The 22233-nt window shown below is 41.0% G+C and carries 13 protein-coding genes; 2 read left to right on the top strand and 11 right to left on the bottom strand.

The features are described from left to right. Positions 1–6: 6 nt before the first annotated feature. The 6 genes from LPB86_RS14100 to LPB86_RS14075 all read right to left on the bottom strand — a co-directional run bounded on the left by LPB86_RS14100 (position 7) and on the right by LPB86_RS14075 (position 14519). The gene (locus LPB86_RS14100; RefSeq protein WP_230645014.1) at positions 7–3315 is read right to left on the bottom strand and encodes a glycoside hydrolase family 2 TIM barrel-domain containing protein; all 3309 of its coding nucleotides are present in this window, start codon (positions 3313–3315) and stop codon (positions 7–9) included. Then, positions 3315–5744 (bottom strand): beta-galactosidase GalB, encoded by a 2430-nt coding sequence (gene galB, locus LPB86_RS14095; protein ID WP_230645012.1) that lies wholly within the window; start codon positions 5742–5744, stop codon positions 3315–3317. The genes LPB86_RS14100 and galB overlap by 1 nt, the downstream gene beginning before the upstream one ends. Positions 5745–5752: 8 nt before the next feature. After that, positions 5753–6856, bottom strand: coding sequence for a glycosylase (locus LPB86_RS14090; protein ID WP_230645010.1), 1104 nt, complete (start codon positions 6854–6856; stop codon positions 5753–5755). Beyond that, on the bottom strand, positions 6856–9591 hold the full coding sequence (locus LPB86_RS14085) for a family 78 glycoside hydrolase catalytic domain (protein WP_230645008.1): 2736 nt from the start codon (positions 9589–9591) through the stop codon (positions 6856–6858). The genes LPB86_RS14090 and LPB86_RS14085 overlap by 1 nt, the downstream gene beginning before the upstream one ends. Before the next feature lie 253 nt (positions 9592–9844). Next, a complete protein-coding gene (locus LPB86_RS14080) occupies positions 9845–11383 on the bottom strand; it encodes a RagB/SusD family nutrient uptake outer membrane protein (protein WP_230645006.1) in 1539 nt (512 codons plus the stop codon). Between the two features lie 10 nt (positions 11384–11393). Next, on the bottom strand, positions 11394–14519 hold the full coding sequence (locus LPB86_RS14075; protein WP_230645004.1) for a TonB-dependent receptor: 3126 nt from the start codon (positions 14517–14519) through the stop codon (positions 11394–11396). Between the two features lie 303 nt (positions 14520–14822). On the opposite strand from LPB86_RS14075, the gene LPB86_RS14070 reads away from it, so the two are divergent. Continuing rightward, on the top strand, positions 14823–15599 hold the full coding sequence (locus tag LPB86_RS14070) for an IclR family transcriptional regulator (RefSeq protein ID WP_230645002.1): 777 nt from the start codon (positions 14823–14825) through the stop codon (positions 15597–15599). Positions 15600–16109: 510 nt separating this feature from the next. After that, positions 16110–16490 carry a DoxX family protein gene (locus tag LPB86_RS14065; RefSeq protein ID WP_230645000.1) on the top strand — a complete coding sequence of 127 codons (381 nt, stop codon included), beginning with the start codon at positions 16110–16112 and terminating at the stop codon, positions 16488–16490. Positions 16491–16584: 94 nt separating this feature from the next. On the opposite strand, the gene LPB86_RS14060 is transcribed toward LPB86_RS14065, so the two are convergent. The 5 genes from LPB86_RS14060 to LPB86_RS14040 form a co-directional block, all read right to left on the bottom strand. After that, entirely contained in the window at positions 16585–16776 is a 192-nt protein-coding gene (locus tag LPB86_RS14060; protein WP_230644999.1) for a hypothetical protein, read from the bottom strand. A 28-nt stretch (positions 16777–16804) separates the two neighbouring features. Next, a complete protein-coding gene (locus LPB86_RS14055) occupies positions 16805–17116 on the bottom strand; it encodes an ORF6N domain-containing protein (RefSeq protein WP_230644998.1) in 312 nt (103 codons plus the stop codon). 223 nt (positions 17117–17339) lie between these two features. Beyond that, positions 17340–19505, bottom strand: a complete 2166-nt coding sequence (locus LPB86_RS14050; RefSeq protein WP_230644996.1) for an alpha-rhamnosidase — start codon at positions 19503–19505, stop codon at positions 17340–17342. Between the two features lie 11 nt (positions 19506–19516). Then, positions 19517–21109: a sodium/solute symporter gene (locus LPB86_RS14045; RefSeq protein WP_230644994.1), complete on the bottom strand. Its 1593-nt coding sequence runs from the start codon at positions 21107–21109 to the stop codon at positions 19517–19519. 8 nt (positions 21110–21117) lie between these two features. Then, on the bottom strand, positions 21118–22203 hold the full coding sequence (locus LPB86_RS14040) for a Gfo/Idh/MocA family protein (protein WP_230644992.1): 1086 nt from the start codon (positions 22201–22203) through the stop codon (positions 21118–21120). Between the last annotated feature and the right edge of the window lie 30 nt (positions 22204–22233).

Genomic DNA, 22233 nt, shown 5'->3' with positions numbered 1-22233 from the left:
ATCTTGCTAAAATTTTATCTTTTTTACTAATGCAGGTACTGCTTCTTTTGCGGCTTTTACCGGAACAAGGTAAAAACTATATTGGTAAGATTTTGAAGGAATTTGGTATTGTGCCAAAGGTGCAGCTACATCGCTCCAACTGTCATTTCCACCTACGCCCATTTGAATCAAATCTATATTTAGGGTTAAATATCCCGCATCTTTTAACTTATTGGTGTGTTTTGCATTTTGGATGTTTTCATCTGTATAAGGCCAAGCGCTCATACTCAACAGACTATCAGCTGCTACCAGTAAGCCTTCGTTTTTTTGCTTGTCTGCAAGATACATCCAGCGCACATCTGTACGGTTTCCATTCTCCTGCGGAACAGCATAGTTCTCCATAAAGTCTTTGATACCCTGGGTATAAACCGCAGCATCAAAACCATACCGTTTGTCTATATAATTTTCCATAGGTCCTTTTCCGTACCAGGTAATATTGTCGTAACCACGAACAGTACCCATTTGCATCCCCACCTTTGGCAGGTTAGGCAAACCTGGTTTAACATCCAGTTTAAATTCAACTTTCACAGTGCCTGTATTGGCTACGCAGTAACTTATCTTTACAGTTGCGCTATCATTGATCAGACTGTAAGTGCTCGTTACCACCATTCCTGATCCCGCAGCACCATCAAATTTACCCAAGTTTGAGCCCAGGTACTTCAAATCATTTTGATACCATTGTTTCAATTTCTTATTGGATTTCCAGCCACGTTTGTCATTATCTGTCAAAGGACGGGTAAAATGAGGCAACAGCGGTGCAAAAACCTGCTCCTGGCCTTTCCATTTGTAAGAAGTTAAAGCACCATTTACTTTGCTGATGGCAATTTCAAAATCCCCACCTGAAAATAGCTCCTGATTAGCATTTGGCGCATATTTTGGAGGGGAAATTTTCGTTACAGATTTGCTTACTGCCAAACCTGTTAAGGGCAACTGGTTAGAAGCCAATTCAAAACCCTTAGGCGCCCAAAGCTCATCTTTGTCCAGGCTAAAATGAATATCAACCAAATACTCTGCACCTGCTTCCATTTTAGGCAAGTAAGCTGAAATATTAATCAAGCTATCTTTTCCAGCCTGTAAGTTGATGCGAGGCAGGTTTTTTTGGGCTATAACTACCCCATCTTTACGAACAATAAGGTTTACAAGGTATACATTCAGGTTTTTAACCGAATGGCGGTTGGTGATTTTTAAAATGCCTTTTTTAGCATCTGCCCACACCGTTTCTGCGCCCTGATAAACACGTTTGCATTCGTACATAGCAGATTTAGGGGTACCGTCAGAATTTACTGCGCCTTTAATGGTAAAGTTATCAAAATATCTTTCGCCAAAATCACCACCGTAAGCGTAATATTCTACACCCGCACTGTCCTTTTGCAAAATTCCCTGATCTTTAAACTCCCAGATACAGCCTCCAATCACGCGTGGCGTAGTACGGAAAACATCCCAAAATTCCTTCATGTTGCCTACAGAGTTACCCATGGCGTGAGCATATTCTACAAAAAATATCGGACGCTGATCGCCATTGTCCTGTCCAGCTAATAGTGCCGGCGTATAAATCCCAGGGTACATCCTGCTCACCATATCAATATAGGTAGCATCCTGAGGATTTTGTAAACGATGCGAATGGTCGTTGGATTTCAGATATCTTGGATCTGAAGGATCCATATAACCTTCTAATCTCGGGTTACCCATTGCCGGCTCGTAATGAACCGGGCGGGTAATGTCAAAATCGTGGATCCAGCCCGCCATCGCTGCATGGTTAGGCCCCCGGCCAGATTCGTTACCCAGGCTCCAGATGATGATACTTGGATGGTTTTTATCCCGCATCACCATGCGGCTGCTCCTTTCCAGATAAGCGCCTGTCCATTGCGGATCGTTGCTCAATTTACCACCAAGACCATGGGTTTCCAGGTTGGCTTCATCAATCACCAAAATTCCAAATTCATCACATAAATCATATAAGTAAGGATCCATTGGATAATGACTGGCACGAATGCAATTGAAATTAAAACGTTTAATGGTCCTTACATCTTCAAATATATCTTCGCGTCCTAAAGCCTTTCCCTTTACAGGATGGTGATCCGGACGGTTCACACCATATAAATAAGTTTCTTTTCCATTGATCAGCAATTTGCCATTAGTTTTGGAAAACTCAATACTTCTAAAACCTACCTTACAGCTTTTTACCTCCAGTACATGACCGACACTATCTTCCAATGAAATCGCTAGTGTATACAGGTTTGGAACCTCATCGCTCCATTTTTCCGGATTGCTGATTTTACTTTCCAGCAAGCCAAATTTCACATTGTCTAACCTTGGGTAAATCTCGTTGATGATGCTTTCCGCATCACGCTCCATAGGCTGCGCGGTTACCTTTTTGCCATTTTTATCAAACAGCTCAGCTTTTACCTTATAGCCTTTTATAGCCTTTCCAGTTAGGTTTTCTATCCGTGGACGGATACTCAGTACCGCATCCTTGTAGTCCTTATCCAGTTTAGCCTGCCAGTGAAAATCTGCAATCCGTATTTTAGGTTCAGCCAGTAACATCACTTCTCTGTGGATGCCACTCAAACGCCAATGGTCCTGGTCTTCCAGAAAACTACCATCACTCCAGCGGATCACCTGCACAGAAACAATATTTTCGCCAGTTTTTAAATAAGGGCTAATGTTATATTCCGAAGAAAGGAAGCTGTCTTCCGCGTATCCCAAGAACTGACCATTTAACCATACTTTATAAGCTGAACTTACGCCACCAAAATGCAGGGTTACATTCATGTCTTTCCAGTCATCAGGCAACGTAAAAGTTCGCTGATAACTGCCCATTCCGTTGTAATCCTGAGGCACAAAAGGAGGATTTACCGGACGGAAGGGATAAACAGCACCTTTGTAAATGGGTTTATCGTAACCTTTCATTTCCCAGTTGGAGGGCACAGAAATCTTTTTCCAGCCACTAACCCTGCTTTTATAAAAATCCTTCGGTGCATCTGCTGGTTTAATCGCAAAAGAAAAATCCCATTCCCCGTTCAAAGAAATCATGCGGGAGGTTTTGCTCCGGTCGCCAGCAATGGCATCAGCTAAATTCAGAAAAGAATAACCCGTTGCCCTTGAGGGCTCACGATTAATGCCACTCACCAATGGATCTTCCCATGGCTCCCTGTTATACACTGTTGGCACATGCGGAATTGCCGTTGGTGTTTTATCTACCAACTGGGCAAAGCCTGCCGCACTGATCAGACCGAATAAAAGACTCAAGCTTATTTTATTGATGGATGGTTTCATTATTTAATGGTCTGAATTTGGATACTTTGTGAGGTTAATCCTTTTGCTGTAGCAGTTAAGGTGATCGTTCCCGGCTTTCCATTTGATTGTATAATGGCCAGGCAAAGCCCACGGTAAGCTTTCCTTTTGTTGTCTTTAAAAGATTCTACGCTACCCTGGAAGCCATTGTCTACTCCGGCGATAAAACCTGGTCCTTCTACTTTGAATTGCACAAGATCTTCTGCAGCGGGAACGAGATTGCCATTGGCATCCAGAATCTTTACGGTTACAAAAGAAAGGTCTTTACCGTCCGCACTAATCTGTTTACGGTCTGCCTGCAACTCAATTTTGGTGGCTTTATCTGCTGTATTAATTTCTCTGGTCAGTATAACCTTACCTTTTTTACGGGATACAGCTTTTAATGTACCTGCTTCATATTTCACCGGCCAGGACACGTGCAAATCCTCGCCTTTTTTAGATTTGACGCCCAATGACTTACCATTGAGAAATAACTCTACCTCATCAGCCTGGTTGTAATAGGCCCAAACATCTATTGTTTTGCCCGCAGCCCAATTCCAGTGTGGGAACAAATGCAATACTGGTGTATTGGTCCATTCACTCTGATACAGGTAGTAAGCATCCTTTGGAAAACCGGCAAGGTCAACGATTCCGAAATACGAACTTCTTGCAGGCCATGGATAAGGAAGTGGCTCACCCAGGTAATCAAAACCTGTCCAAACAAACAATCCTGAAACATGATCGTATTTTTTAACTTCTTTCCAGGTTTCTTCATGCGTTGATCCCCAATAGGCAGAAACATTATCATAAGAAGAGACAGCCCACTCCATATTACCCTCTATAAATTTAGTCTTCCCGTCTTTTGGCCACCTGCGGATGCTGTCTGATGGCATTTCTGTTGGCATGTCATAAAAACCACGGGTCTCTAGAGCCGAGGTGGTTTCTGTAGCGAGAAAAATCTCCCCGGGATAATTCTTCGGAAAATCTTTGTATAATTTATGGTTATAGTTTAACCCATATAAATCCAGCGCTTTAGCCTGATAAATAAAGTTTTTTTCTGCAACTGTTTCCGTTAAGGCAGATACAACCATACGGGTGGTATCTAAATTTTTTACAATACCGACCAGCTCCTTGGTAATGGCTATTCCAGTACTGTCAAACTGTTCGCGGATCTCGTTGCCAATGCTCCACATGATAATAGAAGGATGGTTCCGGTCTCTCTTAATCATGGCCTCCAAATCAGCACGGTGCCATTCCGGAAAATTCAAATGATAATCCTTGGAGGTTTTCTTCTTCTTCCACATGTCAAAAGCCTCGTCCATTACCAGAAAGCCCATTTTATCACAAAGGTCCAGCATTTCAGGTGCCGGAGGATTATGTGATGTCCTGATGGCATTACAGCCCATTTTCTTTAAAATCTGCAGCTGTCTTTCAATTGCACGCGTATAAACGGCAGCACCCAATGCACCCAGGTCATGGTGCATACACACCCCTAATATTTTCATCGCCTGACCATTCAAAGAAAAGCCGGTTTTTGCGTCAAACTTAAAATAACGGATCCCTAGTGGCGTCTCGTACGTATCCCGTAATACCTTCCCACTATATATTTTGGTGACTACTTTATACAAATGAGGGTTTGTTACAGACCATAAATGAGGATTTTTTAAGTCAAACAACTGAGTAAAGCTATACTGCGACTTATCCAGCACAATCCCAGTACGCTTTGCAGAACTTACTTCATTTCCCTGCTGATCGTAAATTACAGAATTTACATCAACTTTCGTTTTCAGGGTACTGGTTTTGATCTGTACATTTAACTGAACGGTTGCTGCCGCTGCCGATACTTTTGGCGTGCTAACAAAAGTACCCCAATGGTCAACCGCAATCTTATCCGTGGTTAGCAGCCATACGTTCCTATAAATCCCCGAGCCAGAATACCAGCGTGAATCAGGTTGGGCGGAGTTGTCTACCCGAACAGCAATAACATTTTTGCCCGGCTTTAAATAAGCACTGAGCTCATATTTAAAAGAAATATATCCGTAAGGACGTTTACCAAGGTATTTTCCATTGATCCAGACTTCACTGTTTTTATAAACGCCATCAAATTCTATACTGGTGTTTTTCAGTTTCGCCGTAGCGGGAAGTATAAAAGTTTTCCTATACCATCCAATCCCTGTGGGTAAGCCTCCTCCCTCTGGTTTAGCCGGATTTTTCTCATCAAATTCACCTTCAATGCTCCAATCATGCGGAAGATCTAATTTCCGCCATTTCAAATCATTATATGCAACCAGTTTGGCATTTGCTACGTCGCCCAAATAAAATTTCCAACCCTCGTTAAAACTTATTTTGCGTGATTGTGCAAAAGCAGTCTGACCGATGAATAACATCAGCATTAAAATTTTACATATCGCGCTTATCCTATTCAGCTTCATAAGGATCGTTATTTAGTAGATTTGATAAAATTAACAGAACTTTTGCCGAGCGCTTTGGAAGTTGCCACTGCAATTCCCCGCTTGTCATTTTTATTTACAGCACAATAGAAATGATAAACAACACCTTTATGCTTTAACACAAAAGATTTATGGGCATACAGGTCATCATATTTTTCAGAAGATTCAATCAGGTTATCGCCGTTCCAATCGGTCCAGTTCACAAGGTCATTAGAAACTGCGAATCTGTTAAATGAGCCTTTTCTATCCTGCCAAAAGGCACCAAAGTAAAACATCACCCAGGCACCTTTTATTTTCTGGATCACACCATCGCCGGTAATTCCAACCGGATGATGAACAACCGGGTTCCTGCCAAATCTTTGCCAATGCTCCATGTCATCAGATACGGCCATACCAATCCGCTCGTACCACCTGGTTTTTTTATTATTTTCCAGCGAATCCCCTACTGCGTTATAATACATGACAAAAGGGTGCCCCGTTAAACGTTTTTTATCCTCAATCACCGTGCTTTTAAAAAGCTTATGCCTGTTTTCCCACCACCTTACATCCTTATCCAGCGCACTCAATACGGGTTCCGGCATTCTGGTCCACTCCTGAACCTGTGCCGGGCTCTTTTCAGTGTAGGCCATGCCTATAGACAAAGGCTCCGTTTCATACCCTTTTTCTTTTCCACCAAAGTATGACATCCAATATTTGCCATTGAATTTGCTTAGCTTGTAAGCTCCTCCCCATTTGGTATCTGTTAAAGCGTTGTACCCTGCCTTTTGGTTGTCGTCCCAGTTCCCAGCATCACCAAAAGAAAGCAAACGGCCCATATTTTCCCAATGCAGCAAATCTTTGCTCTTAGAAAGCCAGGTTTCGTAACCGCGTCCACTATAGATCAGGTAAGTCATGTACCAAAACTTGCCTTCGCGAAACACCGTGGGGCAGTCCATTTTATGCTGCTCGTCTTCAGGCACCATTACTAAGCCATATTTGTATGGCGTTTTTACTTCTTCATAAATCTCCTGCATTTTAGCGGCAGAAATTTCCTGCTGTGCGGAGGCAGACAAATTCAAGCAAAGCAAGAGGGAAAAAAATGCAAATCTTCTCATTATAAATAATCCTGGACTTTAAATTTATACACTCCGGAACCTACTTTAAGTATTGCTCTTCCTTTTTCAAAACCCATCATTTTAACTTCCGGTACGTTATCTAATTCTTTATTCGCCTCGCTGATTCTCTTGCCAGAAAGGGCGGGAAGGTAGATCATTGCTGTGGTATTTGCAGGTATGGTTACATCAAGCTCGAAAGTTGCTGCTGTTTTCCTCCATGACGTCTTAATAAGACCATATGAGGAATGATAACTGGTGGTTGCTGTAATGAGATCTCCAACAGCTTCCGGATAGATCCGAATTTTATTAAACGCCACGGAATTATCCTCCTGCCTGATGCCGCCGATTCCACTATAAAACCATTCCATAATATGGCCAAGCATGAAATGATTGTTAGATACTTCTGATATAGCCGCCCATGATTCAGTTAAAGCTGTAGCCCCGTGTGCCAATTGATAACCATAGCCGGGCACATCGCTCCTGCTGTTCATGTCAAAAATAATATCTGAGCGGTGTTCCGCTTCTAACACCCGCAGTACATAACGGTAACCAATGTCGCCAGCCGTTAAAGCATTTTTTCGATCGCGGATGTCTTTGATGAGATTTGCAAACACACGGTCCTTATATTCAGGTTCCACCAATTGCATGTAAATTGCCATAGCATTCGCAGTCTGACTTCCGGTAGCATATTGTGCAGTCTCCCTGTTAAAAAACGTATTGTTAAAAGATTGCTTTACCGAGGATGCAAGCTTAGCCCATTGCTCAGCATCGGCTTTTTTACCTAGTACGTTGGCAATTTTCTCTAAAATACAAAGGTTGTAATAATAAGTGGCGGTGCCGGTTACACCCATTGGCGTTTGCTGAGAAACACCAGGCCGCTCAGGCCCTATATCATACCAGTCGCCTAACCCTTGCTTTAAAATGTTATTTTCTGCCTTTTTCTGCAAATATGCAATATAACGCTGCATGGTTGGATACGCATTTTTTAAAACTCCCGTATCCCCATACCATCGATACAGGTACCATGGCAGGATAATCCCTGTACTTCCCCATTCAGGCGAATCGCGGAACATATCGCCGCCCCAGGTAAAATGAATGTATTCAGGTGCAATCTCCGGAATCAACCCATTGTCAAGCTGGGAGGTCATCACATCACCTACTACTTTATTGGCTAGCGTGGCTACATCGTAACTATACATCACAGAAGAGATCATTAAATGAGATTGTTCCAGCCAGCCTAGTTTTTCACGGTGCGGACAGTCCGTAAACGTACTCGCCATATTACTTTTAATGGCCCAATCTATCAATTGATCAGTTTTGTTAAACAACTGGTTTGAAGAGCTAAACTCCCCTGCCCTAGCCGCTGCATTTCTGGTGTGCAGGCCTTTTAATTCCAGAATTTCTGGCAGCCTGCCAGTACCTTGTTTACCCGATGGCCTGCCACCTCTAAGCTCAAGATACCGAAATCCATAATAAGTAAATTGTGGTTGCCAGGTTTCTATCCCTGCTCCATTTAGTACATATTCAAAATAGAAAGGCCCTCCGGTAGATTTTTGGGTTACTTTACCATCTTTGAGCAGTTCTCCAGGATATACGCGTATGGTGTCACCTTTATTTCCTTTTACCTTCAGGCTAATGATGCCGGATGCATTCTGACCCAAATCGTACACCCAATTATTGCCTGAAATTTCGGTAACCGACTTTGCGCTGAAATTTTCAAATATTTTAAGTGGTTCTGCTTGCTGTGCTTTGATGGCTGGCGGCCCATCTACAATCAATACATTTTTCCAATGCTTATCTTTAAACGACGGCATATCCCATCCTTTTTGGATCAGACGGGCATCATAATCTTCACCCCCGTAAATGCTGGAAAAAGTGATTGGACCCGGAGAAGTTTTCCAGCTTTGATCACTGACGATATTTTCCGTGGTACCGTCTTTATACTCAACCAGCAACCTGCAAATCATTTTTGGAAGACCAAATGCAGGCTTTGATTTCCTGAACCTGCCTTTTACGGGAGGTACATAATAAAAACCATTCCCCAGCATAACACCAATGGTATTACTGCCTTTAAGCAGGGCTTTGGTAACATCAAAGCTTACGTACAATGCTTCCTTGTCGTATTTTACCCAACCAGCATCCAGAAAATGATCTCCCTGTTTTTTACCATTCAGGCTCATATCAAAGTGCCCAAGGCCGCTAATGAACATACTTGCTTTGGCCACAGGTTTCTTTACCACAAAATCTTTTCTTAAAAGCGGTAGTACATTGCTGCCAAAATATGTATCTTTTTTATTGTCTTTAGGCAATACATCTATACTGGAGTCCGCCAGTTTCTCATAGGCAATCCATTTTGCATTTTTCCAGTCAGACAGGCCCAGAAGCCCCATTTGCCATTGCTGTAAAGCACTCCATGGAGAAACCTGACCTTTATTGTCCCAAACCATTACTTTCCAATAATAAGTTTTTGCAGCTAACAAGAGTTTCCCCTGGTATCGCAGCTGAATGGAGGAGGATGATTTTACTTTACCAGAGTCCCAAATGTTCCCCTCATTTTTTTGCAGTTTATTTTCATTGTCAGAAACCAAAATGCGGTAGGCAGATTGCAAAACATTTCTTGAAGGAGATTGTAATTCCCAACTTAGCGAAGGATTTGAATTGGTAATACCAAGGGGATTGATTTTATATTCAGTACGCAGGTTTACGACTTTCAGGTTTTGAGAAAAAACCCCCATAGGGTAATATGCTACTAAAAAGACGATTATAACCTGATATAACCCAGAACTAAAATAACATTTCAAATTTTTAATCAAAACAGGTGATTTAGATAAAATATTTGGTTTTTAAAGTATACCTAAGCTACAAAAATACAGGAGATACGACAGCCATTTTTATATAAAGTTGACTTCATATTGTAAGATATTATCTTTGTAACAACAATGATTGTCCAAAGCTGATGACCTGAGTACATCAGCTTTGGACAATACACTAATAATCGTTTTGTTTCAGTTGTGGGTTGTTATCCAATTCTGAAGAAGGAAATGGAAGCAAGTAGTTTTTTGTTGAAAATACAAGAGGTGTTCCCGCCGGACTTTTCAAAGTAGGGAGTTTGATGTGCGCGATATTCCAACGTTTTAAATCATTATATCTTTGCCCTTCCAGTGCAAATTCAATACGCCTTTCATGACGGATATAATCACGCAATTCATCTTTTAGGTCATATTTCACCCTGTCTACTGGCGGCATTCCAATACCAACCCTTCCCCTCACATCATCTATAGCTTTATAAACGGTAGCATCAGGACCTCCGACTTCATTTTGTGCTTCGGCATACATTAACAAAATGTCTGCATAACGTAAGTGGATATAATCCTGATCTGTAGAAGCTGCCGTGTTTGATGTAAATGGAGCCCTGGAAAGATCTACATACTTTTCCATCAAAAATCCAGTAGAAGACTGAGTATAACCATTCCATACTACATTTAAAGAATTACTCCACACTTCATTTGGCAATTTAACTGTTAAATCTAACCTTGGGTCGCGGTTAATATAAGGAGTCAATGGATTGTACAAGGCAGACTCAGAAGGCATTTTCCCATCCGTCATCTCATAATCATCAATCAAATCCTTGTAAGGTTGAATCAAAGAAAACCAACCTAATTCGATATCCATGCCTGCTGCGCCCGGACTGGTACGTTGCGGGTTAGTGGGTGCCTGGTATTGAGTAGAGAACATGATCTCAGTATTTACTGATGCAGTAGCCTGTCCACTTGTTTTGAACAATGCTGCATAATTATTAGAAAGTGCATACCTATTATCCGTCATAATTTGTTTAAGTACAACGACTGCATCTCCCCATCGCTGCTGTGTAATCAACACTCTAGCTTTAATTCCTTGTGCACTACCCTTAACAGCATATCCTGTATATTTTACATCAGGCAAATTAGCTATGGCAAAATCTAAATCCTCGTTTATAAATGCATAAACTTCAGCCTTTGTACTTTGGGGAATCTTAACTTCATCAACTGTTTTCGGGTAATGTTTGTTGAGTGGAACACCTCCAAAAGTTTGTACAAGATCAAAATATGCGAGGGCACGTATAAACCTTACCTGTGCAACGTAACCATTTTTTTGAGTATCGCTGATAGGCGCCTTATCGATGTTATCCAAAAAATAATTACAAGAAGTAATTGCCCTGTAAGGCGACGACATCATATTTGGGAGTGCACCAGTAAGACCTGGAGAAATACTACCTGTTGTTAAATCCAATAAGAAAGGTTGATTGGTATTTTGAAATGCAAAAGCATTATCACTAAGCGCATCCAGGTAAACCCTTTCATAACCCAGAAAATTTTGCTGAAGCCGTGAGTATACACCAGCCAGCGCGGTTTTAACATCTGTTTCAGATTTCCAAAAGGCAGCATCAGAAACACTATTTAAAGGATTTCTATCCAAAAAATCCTTTTTACAGGAAGTGACAGTAAGCAATGGCATTACTGCACATAGGATGATATATTTAATTTTCATGTGGATAGGATTAAAATTTAACGTTGAAACCTAAATTGTAAATACGGGTTTGAGGGTATTGAGCAAAATTTCCTGTTACACTAGATCGTTCAGGATCACCACCTTCATAATCGGTAATTGTAAACAGGTTATCGGCAGAAACGTATACTCCCAGGTTTTTAATACCAATTTTAGATAATATGCCAACAGGTACATCATAATTTAAGATGATATTCTTTAATCTTAGGTATGAAGCATTCTGAAGAAAAAATGTTGATCCAGCGTAATTAGCAGTGGGGCTATAACCAGCTACATAAATTCCAGGCAAAGTATTGCTTCTATTCTCAGGTGTCCAGGCGTCTCTCCATTTCGTTGTTGGCGCTGTACCTTGCATAAACGGATCTATTCCCCAGTTATTTACACGGTTCTTAATTCCTGACACACCTTGAAAGAAGGCATTCATACTGAATCTTTTATAACCCACATTAAAGCCAAAGGAATAATTAAAATCAGGGTAAGCACCATCTACTACTACTCGGTCATCAGGATTAACAACTCCGTCCCCATTGATATCTTTCATTTTTAAGTCGCCAGCTTTTGGATTTGCATTAAGGGCGTGTTTTGGAACGCTTGGGTTACCAATATCCTCCACTTGAAAAACTCCATCCCATTGATAAAGATAATGCGATCCGTAAGGTAAACCAACCTGGTTAATCGTAGTACCCTTACTTGGTACAAGCAACTCTATTACTTTATTTTTTGCAGTTGAAATCAGGAAATTCAGTCCATAACTTACTTCTCCGATTTTATTTTGATGTGTTAATGCCAACTCAAAGCCCTGACTCTGCATTTTTCCGTTATTGATGGTTGGCGCATTAAGTCCCATACTAAGCGGTACAGGAGGCGCAGCCAAAATGTTGTAAGTAGACCTTCTAAACCAATCAAAAGTAAGTCCCAAAAGACCATTTTTAACGCTCATATCGAAACCAAGATCTATACTAGTTGTAGATTCCCAACGGAGACTTTGATCTTTGAAATCATTAATCGTACCTCCCTGCAAAAATCCCGCGTTTCCAAAAGGATATCCACCAGTAAGAATAATGTTGTTCTGGTAAAGATAGGTACCAATGTCCTGGTTCCCTAAAGTACCGTAAGACCCCCGCACTTTAAAACTACTTAGCCATTTAAATTTTTCTTTCATAAAATCTTCTTCTGTTAGCAACCAGCCCAATGAAAAAGAAGGAAAAACTCCCCAGCGATATTCGGGAGATACTTTTGAGGTACCATCATACCGAAGATTACCTTCTACTAAATACCTTCCTTTATAGTCGTAATTGATACGACCAAAGAAAGAACGCATACCCCATTCTGATGGGCCAGCCAAAGAAGGAAGTCTTGGATGACTAAAATATAGTGATTCGCCTGAAGCAGAATATCCAGTAAGATCTTCAAGAATTGGAGCTACAGAATTTGTTCTCCTACCCCTTAAGCTTTGATATTTATTAAACAGTTGTTCATATCCAGCTAATGCCTTAAAGTTATGATCCTGAGCAATTGTCTTTTCATAAGTTAAAGTAGAGTATATTGTCGGATTTAAGGTTTTGGCATATTGATCCGTAACACCAAGAATATCCGGACCAAAAGAGTTTGTTACGTAACTATTCCCGCCTGCTGGCTTCTGTAACAAGTAGGCATCATAAGGATGCTGATACATTTTATAGTATTCATCCGTATAGTTGATGGCTATTTTTGAGCTCCAGGTCAGCCCTTTAAAAGGTTTAATATCAATATATGCCTGAGCATTAAGGTTATATTCTTTAGTTGTCTGCTCTCCCATCGCATATGCTTCCTGCGGATTTCTATTTCTTCCCTCCAACTCGTAAGCTCTTGAGACAACTCGACCACTGCCATCAGGTAAAAACGGTCCATATAATGGTCCTGCAGCATAAACCAATAAGGCCATATTTTCACCGGTGAAAGGTGGTTCTTTACGGTCCTTATAAGTCATATTCATAATAGTTCCTACAGTAATGGCTTTACTGAGCTGACTACTATAGTTCAATAAAGCGTTGTAGCGCTTAAACTTGTATCCTTTAAATACCGCATCCTGATCAAGATAACCTCCAGAAATATTAAAAGTGCTTTTTTCCGATCCTCCTGAAATAGATAAACTATGATTCATCACAGTTGCAGGATTAACATAGTAGTCTATATTGTCAAAACTCGGATATTGTGGATCACCATTTGAATTTCTATACTTTTCAATCTCTGTTGCTGGATATTTGTAAGCAATTCCAGATCTTGTAGCAGCCGTATTGTACATTTCCATATACTCTGCTGAGTTCGTAATCAGATCAGGTAGCGCAGTAGCTACGTGCCTTGCTATATTTGCCCTGTAACTAATTACAGTTTCACCCTTTTTACCTTTTTTTGTTGTTACCAATATCACCCCATTGGCTGCCCGTGCACCATAAATAGCTGCAGAAGAAGCATCTTTGAGCACTGTAACATTCTCAATGTCGTCAGGAGAGAGATTATTAAATGAGCCTGCAACTCCATCAATTAAAATTAAAGGAGTTGTACTACCTCCATAAGTAGAGCGTCCTCTAATTAAAAAGTTAGGATTGTCTCTTCCTGGCTCACCAGAAGGCTGCGTTACCTGAACACCTGTAATCCTGCCCTGAATTAAGTTAGCGGCATTTGGTGATGCCCTTTGCGTTAGGGTAGATCCTGAAACCGTAGCTACGGCACCTGTAAGATTTGCCTTTTTCTGCGTACCATATCCCACTACCAATACTTCATCTAATGAGGTCTGGTCTTCCTGTAATTTAACATTGATCACATTTCTTCCGTTGATGGAGATCTCCTGGATCTGAAATCCTACGTAAGAAACCTGGAGGATTGAAGTGGAGGAAGGAGCCGATAATGTAAACTTTCCACTTACATCTGTTACCGCGCCGACTGTTGTTCCTTTAACTTTTACACTAACGCCTGGTAATGTTTCTCCAGAATTGGTACTGATGACCCCACTTACAGTAAATGTAGCGGGTTGTTGAGCTACCCCTTGCAAAGTATAAAACATTAGCAAAAAGGTAAAGATTTTAGATAGTAAAGCGCTGCCCGGCTTATTAAAGCTTTTGAGTCTAACTGAGTTCATACATGAAATTTTTAATTTGGTTAGATTAATTGGAAATGACCTGTCTATTATATGGTCATCAATAGGAAATAATTCCTGTTCATTTGCTTTTGCTAAAGCTGTTCTAATTTAATTGGATTAAGTTGAAAACTCTGTTCATTATCTCTATTAAATAAATTTTCAGGAGTGTAGATTACCTCCCATATTTACATTTGGTATATTCAAATATAAATAGAGTTTTCATATTTGAATGTATCATTTATGTTATCGTTATACCAATTGCCGTTTACCATTATTCGTTATGTTTGTATATACGCTATGTCAATGAAGACCGAAAATAAATACCAGGCGCCCGCTTTAGATAAAGGATTAGATATCCTTGAATACCTCTCCGCTCAGTCCATACCTCAATCTCAAACAGAGATCGGGATTGGCATAGATAGAAATCCGAATGAGATTTATAGAATGCTGATGAGTCTTGAGAGCAGGGGCTATATCTTAAGGGATGATGTATCTGGTAAATACAGATTGTCTTTAAAGCTGTTTTATCTTTCGCACAGGCATTCGCCTATAGATGAATTGATAAAGGCTGCCAAATCTCCTTTGGAGGAATTGGCCAACACCATCCGGGAATCCTGCCATTTGAGTATTTTATATTTAAATCAGGTTATGGTGGTTGTGCATGCAAAAAGTCCGGAACCTATTGCTTTGTCTATCGAGGAAGGGAATTTATTTCCATTGCCATTAACTGCCTCTGGTAAGGTATTACTGGCCTATATGGAAGAAAAGGAACAGCGTAATTCATTGACTGCAAATGAATTTTATGAAAATTTCACAAAAGCAGAGCAGGATCATTTTCTGGAATCATTACCGCAAATCCGCAAAGAAGGTGCATACATTAGATCAAGTGATCTTGCAGAGGGTGTAGTTGACATTGCCGTACCGGTTGGCAACGTAAATTCAGGCATCATTGCTTGTGTTACCGTCTCCCGCCTAACGACCATAAACATCAATAAGAATATCGGCAACGAAGTTGCGCTTTCGGAAGCAAGAAAATGTGTCAAAAAAATTGAAGAAAGAATTGGCATCCAAACCGCTTAGTTAGTTTAGATGCTATATCTTATTCATTAGAATACCACGCTTCCAAAATAAGCACTGTTGGCACTGCTTTCACCATTAGCGCCACACATCGTAGTGAAAAGTAAAGCAAAAGCGCACCAACAGCTCAGCAACCTTCATCCTTGACATATTTAAGTCCTGTTTCATTCCTATCTGATTCGTATTTGCTTCGCTTGCAAACGAAACAACTATGCAGCAACTACGAACCAGATATAAGGAAACCATGCCATACGGGACCTTTGCTATGCCGCTGCTGTTATAACCATATACTGTTAGTGCAAAGCGAGCACAAACTACTATCCCCTCCTGAACGAATCGGATACTTTAGTAATACTTTAATACCGGTCGTACAGAACATTAAACGCAGAACTAATATTCACAAGAGACTAAAAATGAGTAGGCTAAAGAATTTAAATTTGTGTAATTAACTGTTGACCTCTATATTTGAGTTAACTTATCAAACAAATTATATACACCACAATTTAAAAAATTATGAAAAGTAAAATCCTCTTTGTTTTATGCCTGCTAACTGGCCTAATGTTTATTAATGCCGGCTTGGATAAGTTTTTTCATTACATGCCAATGCCAAAGGAAATGCCTGAAAAAATGATGAAAGCATTTACTGCATTTACAGAAATAGGCTGGCTTATGCCTCTCGTAGGTGTAACAGAAGTTCTAGGTGGTGTATTATTGATTTTTGGCAGAACAAGAGCTCTTGGTGCTATAGTTCTGGTTCCACTTTTAACAGGTATACTTCTTGCTAATATCAGCATGGCTCCATCTGGCTTGCCTATTGTATTTGTACTGATTGCCATTGTAATCTGGGTAATGATTGAAAATAAGGAAAAGTACCTGCCAATGATTAGGAAATAACTAACCGTCTCTTCTCTTTAGTGATTCGCTAAAATATTCATGGTATAAGCTCAGCGAACTGACTGGCTTTGAGCTGTTGGGGAGACTTGGAAAGTTATTTACCTTTTCTCTTAAAGCCTATTTCTTCCCTTGGTTTATCTTCTTTTTCAATGAATTTACTCAAATAGGTAAACAACAACTCTATCTTTTGATCATGTTTCATAAGATGTTTCTCAACCTGCTCAACTCGTATAAACACATCTTTATGTGCTAATAGCATTTCACGTATACGGGTGTAGATGCGCATAATCTGTATATTGACCTGAATAGCTTGTTTACTGTTCAGCACACTGGGAAAGCATCGATACCCCATGTTCAGTAAAAGCATTTGGCAACTTACGTTGTCCGCCCCAACTTGATGTCGCATTTTGCGACTTCAAGTCTGCAAACTCCTGCACATTTAAAGTGAAGAAAAAGTCTTCAGGAAGTCGGTCAGGATTCCTTCTCACCTGCTCATTCAAGCGCCTTGTTTCCACTCCATACAATTCAGCCAGATCTTCATCCAGCATTATTTTCTGATTTCGGATGACATAGATCTTACTCATAACCACTTCATCAGGTATGGATACAGTATTCGTTTCACGCATAGTAGATATATAAATATTATTTTGGCGGCTTATTTTAATGGATGAAGCTTGTTTAAAGCATCTTTTAAGTCTTCCAGATTAATAGTCTGATAACGTTCTGCACTGCCTACAGAAGTTAAAAAAACAAAATATGTTCGCAGAACCACAATAAATCCGGCTTACAACAAAAAAGGGCTGAAAAACCATCTAGTCCTCCAACCCCTTTTTACAATGTTAGAATAAATTATATACTGTACTTAACCGTATAATCTTTTCCTTTTTCTACGCTTAATTCATAGCTACCATTTCCTTTGGCCACGATAACCCCGCCTTTTACAGATGGTTTTGAATTGCTTTTAAATTTAAGCAAACCTTTTCCACTGGCAGATTTAACCTTAATTTCTTTTTTGCTGCAATATACCGCAATCTCGCCGCCAGGAACCGGAACTTTACCTTCCATCCATTGCAAACCGCCCAGAGCAGGTTCAATCTCATAAGTTTCATACCCCGGCGAAAGTGGTTTTACACCCAAATAGTACTTGCCCAGTAAGTAGATTGGACTCGCACCCCAGGCATGACAAAGGCTTTTTCCAAACGGACGGGCATACATCGCCAAATGCTCTGTACCCTTTTTAGCAGGATTGTACTCCTCCCAGAAACTTGTAGCACCCAGGTTCAGCATACCGCCCCAATAGTCTTTCATTTCTTTAAGGACATAATCTTGCTCGCCCATGGCGCATAAAGCCTCCAATTCATAAAAGCGCATATACGGCGTAGTAATCTTATTTACCTTATCATTTAGCAATACATGTTGTTTCACTTCCAGTTTTTGAGCAGGATTGAAATAATTAAAGAAGATGCCGAACATATTAGCATAACGGGTTACATTATCTGTAGCTTTTCCGTCAATGCGACTGTGTACCAGCGCATGTTTATTTTCGTTCCAGTACAATTTAAATATCTTGGCTTTCAATTCTGTTGCAAGCTGACCGTAGTTTGCTGCCCCATCTTTATCACCAGCCATATCAGCACAAAGGGCCATGCTTTCTAAACTGCGGCAAAAAAGCAATTGCTCAAAACTCACTGCACCATCCTTGCTCAAGCCATCGGCCCAATCAATAAAAATCCAGTCTCCCGGCATCCATTCCAATAAGCCATCTTTATTTCTACGTCCCAATACATAGTCCATCAGGGCTTTCATCCTTGGATACACATCTACAATAAACTTCTTGTCGCCTGTAAATTGATAATAATCATTAATCCCAAGAAACCAGTAAAAAGAATAGTCCATAATGGTATTGATGTGCGCCGTTACCGGATCTTTACCCCTTTGTGCCAATAAAGTTCTCTTTACCGTAGGCGAGTCAAAGAAAGAGTAATAGTTCATCAGGTAACTTTGGTACGCATCGCCAGACCATACCCACCTATCGCGCTTAATGCCATCGATAAAAAACTCACGGGTATTTAAGTGGAAGGTATACTTGGCTACATCATAGATTTTGTTGATCTGTGGGTCTGAACAGGCAAAACTCCCCTTCTCTGTAACAGGTGCATATTCGTATAACATGCTCACAGAATCAAGGGATACATTACCCTCTGGCTGACAGTTCACATAGCGGAATGCTTTAGAAAGCGCCATCACAGAATCTTTAACGCCAGAGATGTCAAGTTCCAAAAGATCCAGGGTTTCACAGTGATCTTTCGACAAAGCTTCTTCTTTAGATTCTCCATAGTAAATGTTCAGCTTTCCTTTGCCTTTAAGCCCATGCAGCTTAATAAAGCCGAAGGTCTCTTTACCAAAGTCTGAAATCAAACCTTTATCCTGCTTAGTTTTGTTAACTGCAAAAGCAGGAACTACAGGCAATTGAAATTTGGAAGGTGGCATCAACGGATCTGTCATGTTCCAGGAACCAGCAGAAACAAATATGGTTCCTGATTTATCAGAGACTTTACCACTCGCATCAATCCATTCTTTATCTTCAAATGTGGCCAGCCAGGTATCGTCTGATACCACTTTGGTTCCCTTAACCAATATAGAAGGAACCCTATCCTGAGCATAAACTTTTAAGCTCAGTTTATGGTGTCCGGCAGGAATGCTGATGGTTTTAGGGTAACCTGTAAGGGCCTGTCCATCAATTTTTACATTGTATTGTCCTTCTACATATAGCTTTACTTCTTCCGCCTTGTCAAGATCAAATTCCTTGTGGAAGTCTACCAGTACGTAATGACTGTCCATTTTCCAGAAAGGAGGAAGAAAAGAGCCCCGCTCCGTCCTTCTGTTTTGCATTTTGTTCGACATCCAAATGTCGAAATCGCCAGGATACCAAATCCAGGATGCTTTTTGAGCCTGGACAAGATCTGGCTTTAAGCCAAACACCAGGCAAAGGGCAAATACATAGAAATATTTCATAAAAAACTAATTTAATGTCCGTTAAAAAAAATATATAAAGCAACCATTACCAGCGCCAGCAGGCCCCATGCTATTTTTACCTTGTTCGATGTTTTCGGCATATCGCGTTGTTCGTTGGCACTGCCGAGGTAAACTTTAGGGTTCCGGTCTAATAGGGATACAATGACGGCCACTACAAGTAAGAAAGCAAAAGTGTAGAAGGAAAGCATCAGGTAATGTGGCCAAAAAGTGTAAATATCTTTTGGAAATACCCAAAGATAGAGCACACCAATCAAGAGGCTAAATGCTGAGCCCGCCGACAACACAGTATTAACGGCAAGCATAGTGGTACGTTTCCAGAATACGGTGAGCAGAAAAACGACCGACAAAGGCGGTGCGATAAAGCCAAGTATGGACTGAAATACATCGAAAAATTTAAGCCCCTTAATACTATCCAAGGCGATAGCAACACCAACCGATAAAATACAACCTACAATGATGGACATACGACCAACGCTAATCAGCTGTTTATTACTTGCCTGTTTATTGATGCGTTCTGCATAAATATCCATGGTAAAAACAGTACTTAAGGAGTTGAGTGAGGAGCCTATGGTACCCACCAACACGGCTATCAGCACCACGATCACCAAACCGTTTAAACCCGGAGGAAACAAGTTAGTCACCATTGTCATATAGGCCAGGTTTTCATCTTTCAGGTCGGGAAAAATTACACGGCACAGAATTCCGGTAAAGATGAACAATGGCAGGGAAAGTATTTTTAACCAGCCTATAAAATTTACGCCCAATTGCCCCTGCTCAAGATTTTTAGCGCCTAAAACCGATTGTACCATAGACTGATCTGTACAAAAGAAGGCAACCGCAGCCACAGGATAACCCAGTATAATGGCATACCAGGGGTAAGCAGGATCACTAGCCGGATGGAAAAGGTTCCAGAAATTACCTGGCACATGCGCAACCACATTAGATAAGCCACCGGCACGTTGCAATCCAAGGACAGTAAGGAGGATAGACACGGCAATCAATAGCAGCATCTGGAAAACATTTACTTTGGCAATGGCCGCTAAACCACCCATGTAGGTAAACAAACCCGCAAATGCAACCAGCACAATCACAGATTCCCACATCGGAATGCCTAAAATCTGCCTTACTAAAGTACCGCCGGCATACAAGCCTAAAGACAACCAGGAGATTTGAATTTTAATGAGCGCATACCAGGCCAGGATAGTACGTGTTGAATCACCATAGCGATTCCCCATAAATTCGGGCATGGTGCTTACTTTAGCCGCAAGATAACGCGGTGCAAATACCAGTGCCAGCAGCATCAGGAATACAAAGGCATACCAGTCAAAATTAACGGCCACTATCCCTGTGCTAAAGCCAACCCCGGCAAATGCAACCAGCATAGAAGGGCCAACGTTGGTGCCCCACATGTTAAAGCCGATACTTTGCCAACCCAGCGACCTGTCACCCAAAAACAAAGTTTCATCGTCGCCACGCTTACGGTTATTCCTACTGGCCTGGATCCCTAAAAACATCAGCACCCCTAAGTAGGCAGCTACAATGGCATAATCAAGTACAGTTAAATGTGCTACAATATTTCCCATGGTGTTCATCAGGCCTGAAGTGTAGCTGTTGAGATACCAAACTCGGCAAGAATATCATTAATCTTTACAGGCTTACCAGTCTGCAGCGAGCGGTCCATAGCTTGCAAAAGGGCCACAGTACCAACGCCTTCCTTAATATCAGGATAGGCAGTTTGCCCGCTTTCCAGACAATCAGATACATATTCAAGGTAGTTTTGGTACTCGCCAGCATGGTGACTTTGTCCCTCAAAACGGAAGTAATATTTCAAGGTAGAATCGCCCCAAACTACAATTTTTTCTTCGCCGGTTTTATCAGTTACCGCATAACGCAGTTCATGGTAATCAGCTTGTGAAGCCCCTACTGTGCCACGCAGGATGGTACTCATGCCGCTGTCACGTTGCGCAGGTTGTGTTGGACCGGTATAACAGCCACTTACACGTGCAATACGTCCATCAGTCGCCTTAAATATAAAATGCATGGTATCTTCGTTTTTCAAGCCAGCCGTTTTACCATTACTGCTAATCATACCATAACCCATCACCTCATCAATATTTGGCAAGTACCAGCGAATAAAATCGACCGGGTGACTTAAGCCGCCATACAGCCATTTAAAAGCTTGCTCTAAGGCCCATGGTTTTTCCAGAAACCAGCGGTGATCTGCATGGTATTGTGCTTCAATCGTAATCAGATCGCCAATAAGTCCAGCTTCAAAATCTTTACGCTGGCGCTTAGCTGGTTCAAAAAACCTGGAGCTTTGGCCAATAAATACATTTTTACCGCTTGATGCAGAAAGAGCGATCAATTCATTGGCATCATGCAAGTTATCAATAAATGGCTTGGTACACACCACATGTTTACCATGTAGAAGGGCTTGTTTTACATGATTTGCATGCAAATGATCTGGCGTATAAATCGCAATCATGTCTATATTGACATCGTCCAGCATTTCCTGATAACTGGTAGTATAATGTGGGAAATCAAATTCTTTTGCGCGCTGCTCACACACTTCCAAACTTGCATCGCAGATTTTTACCAGTTCAATTTTGTTGCTTGCCAATGCGGCCGACATGGTGCTTCGACCTTCGCCAAGGCCTAAAATTCCTAATTTTAACATATTATATCTTTAATCCTTGTTCTTTATTCG

The sequence above is a fragment of the Pedobacter sp. MC2016-14 genome, from assembly GCF_020991475.1.
Lineage (GTDB): Bacteria > Bacteroidota > Bacteroidia > Sphingobacteriales > Sphingobacteriaceae > Pedobacter.
This window is presented reverse-complemented; position numbering and strand designations above follow the sequence as displayed.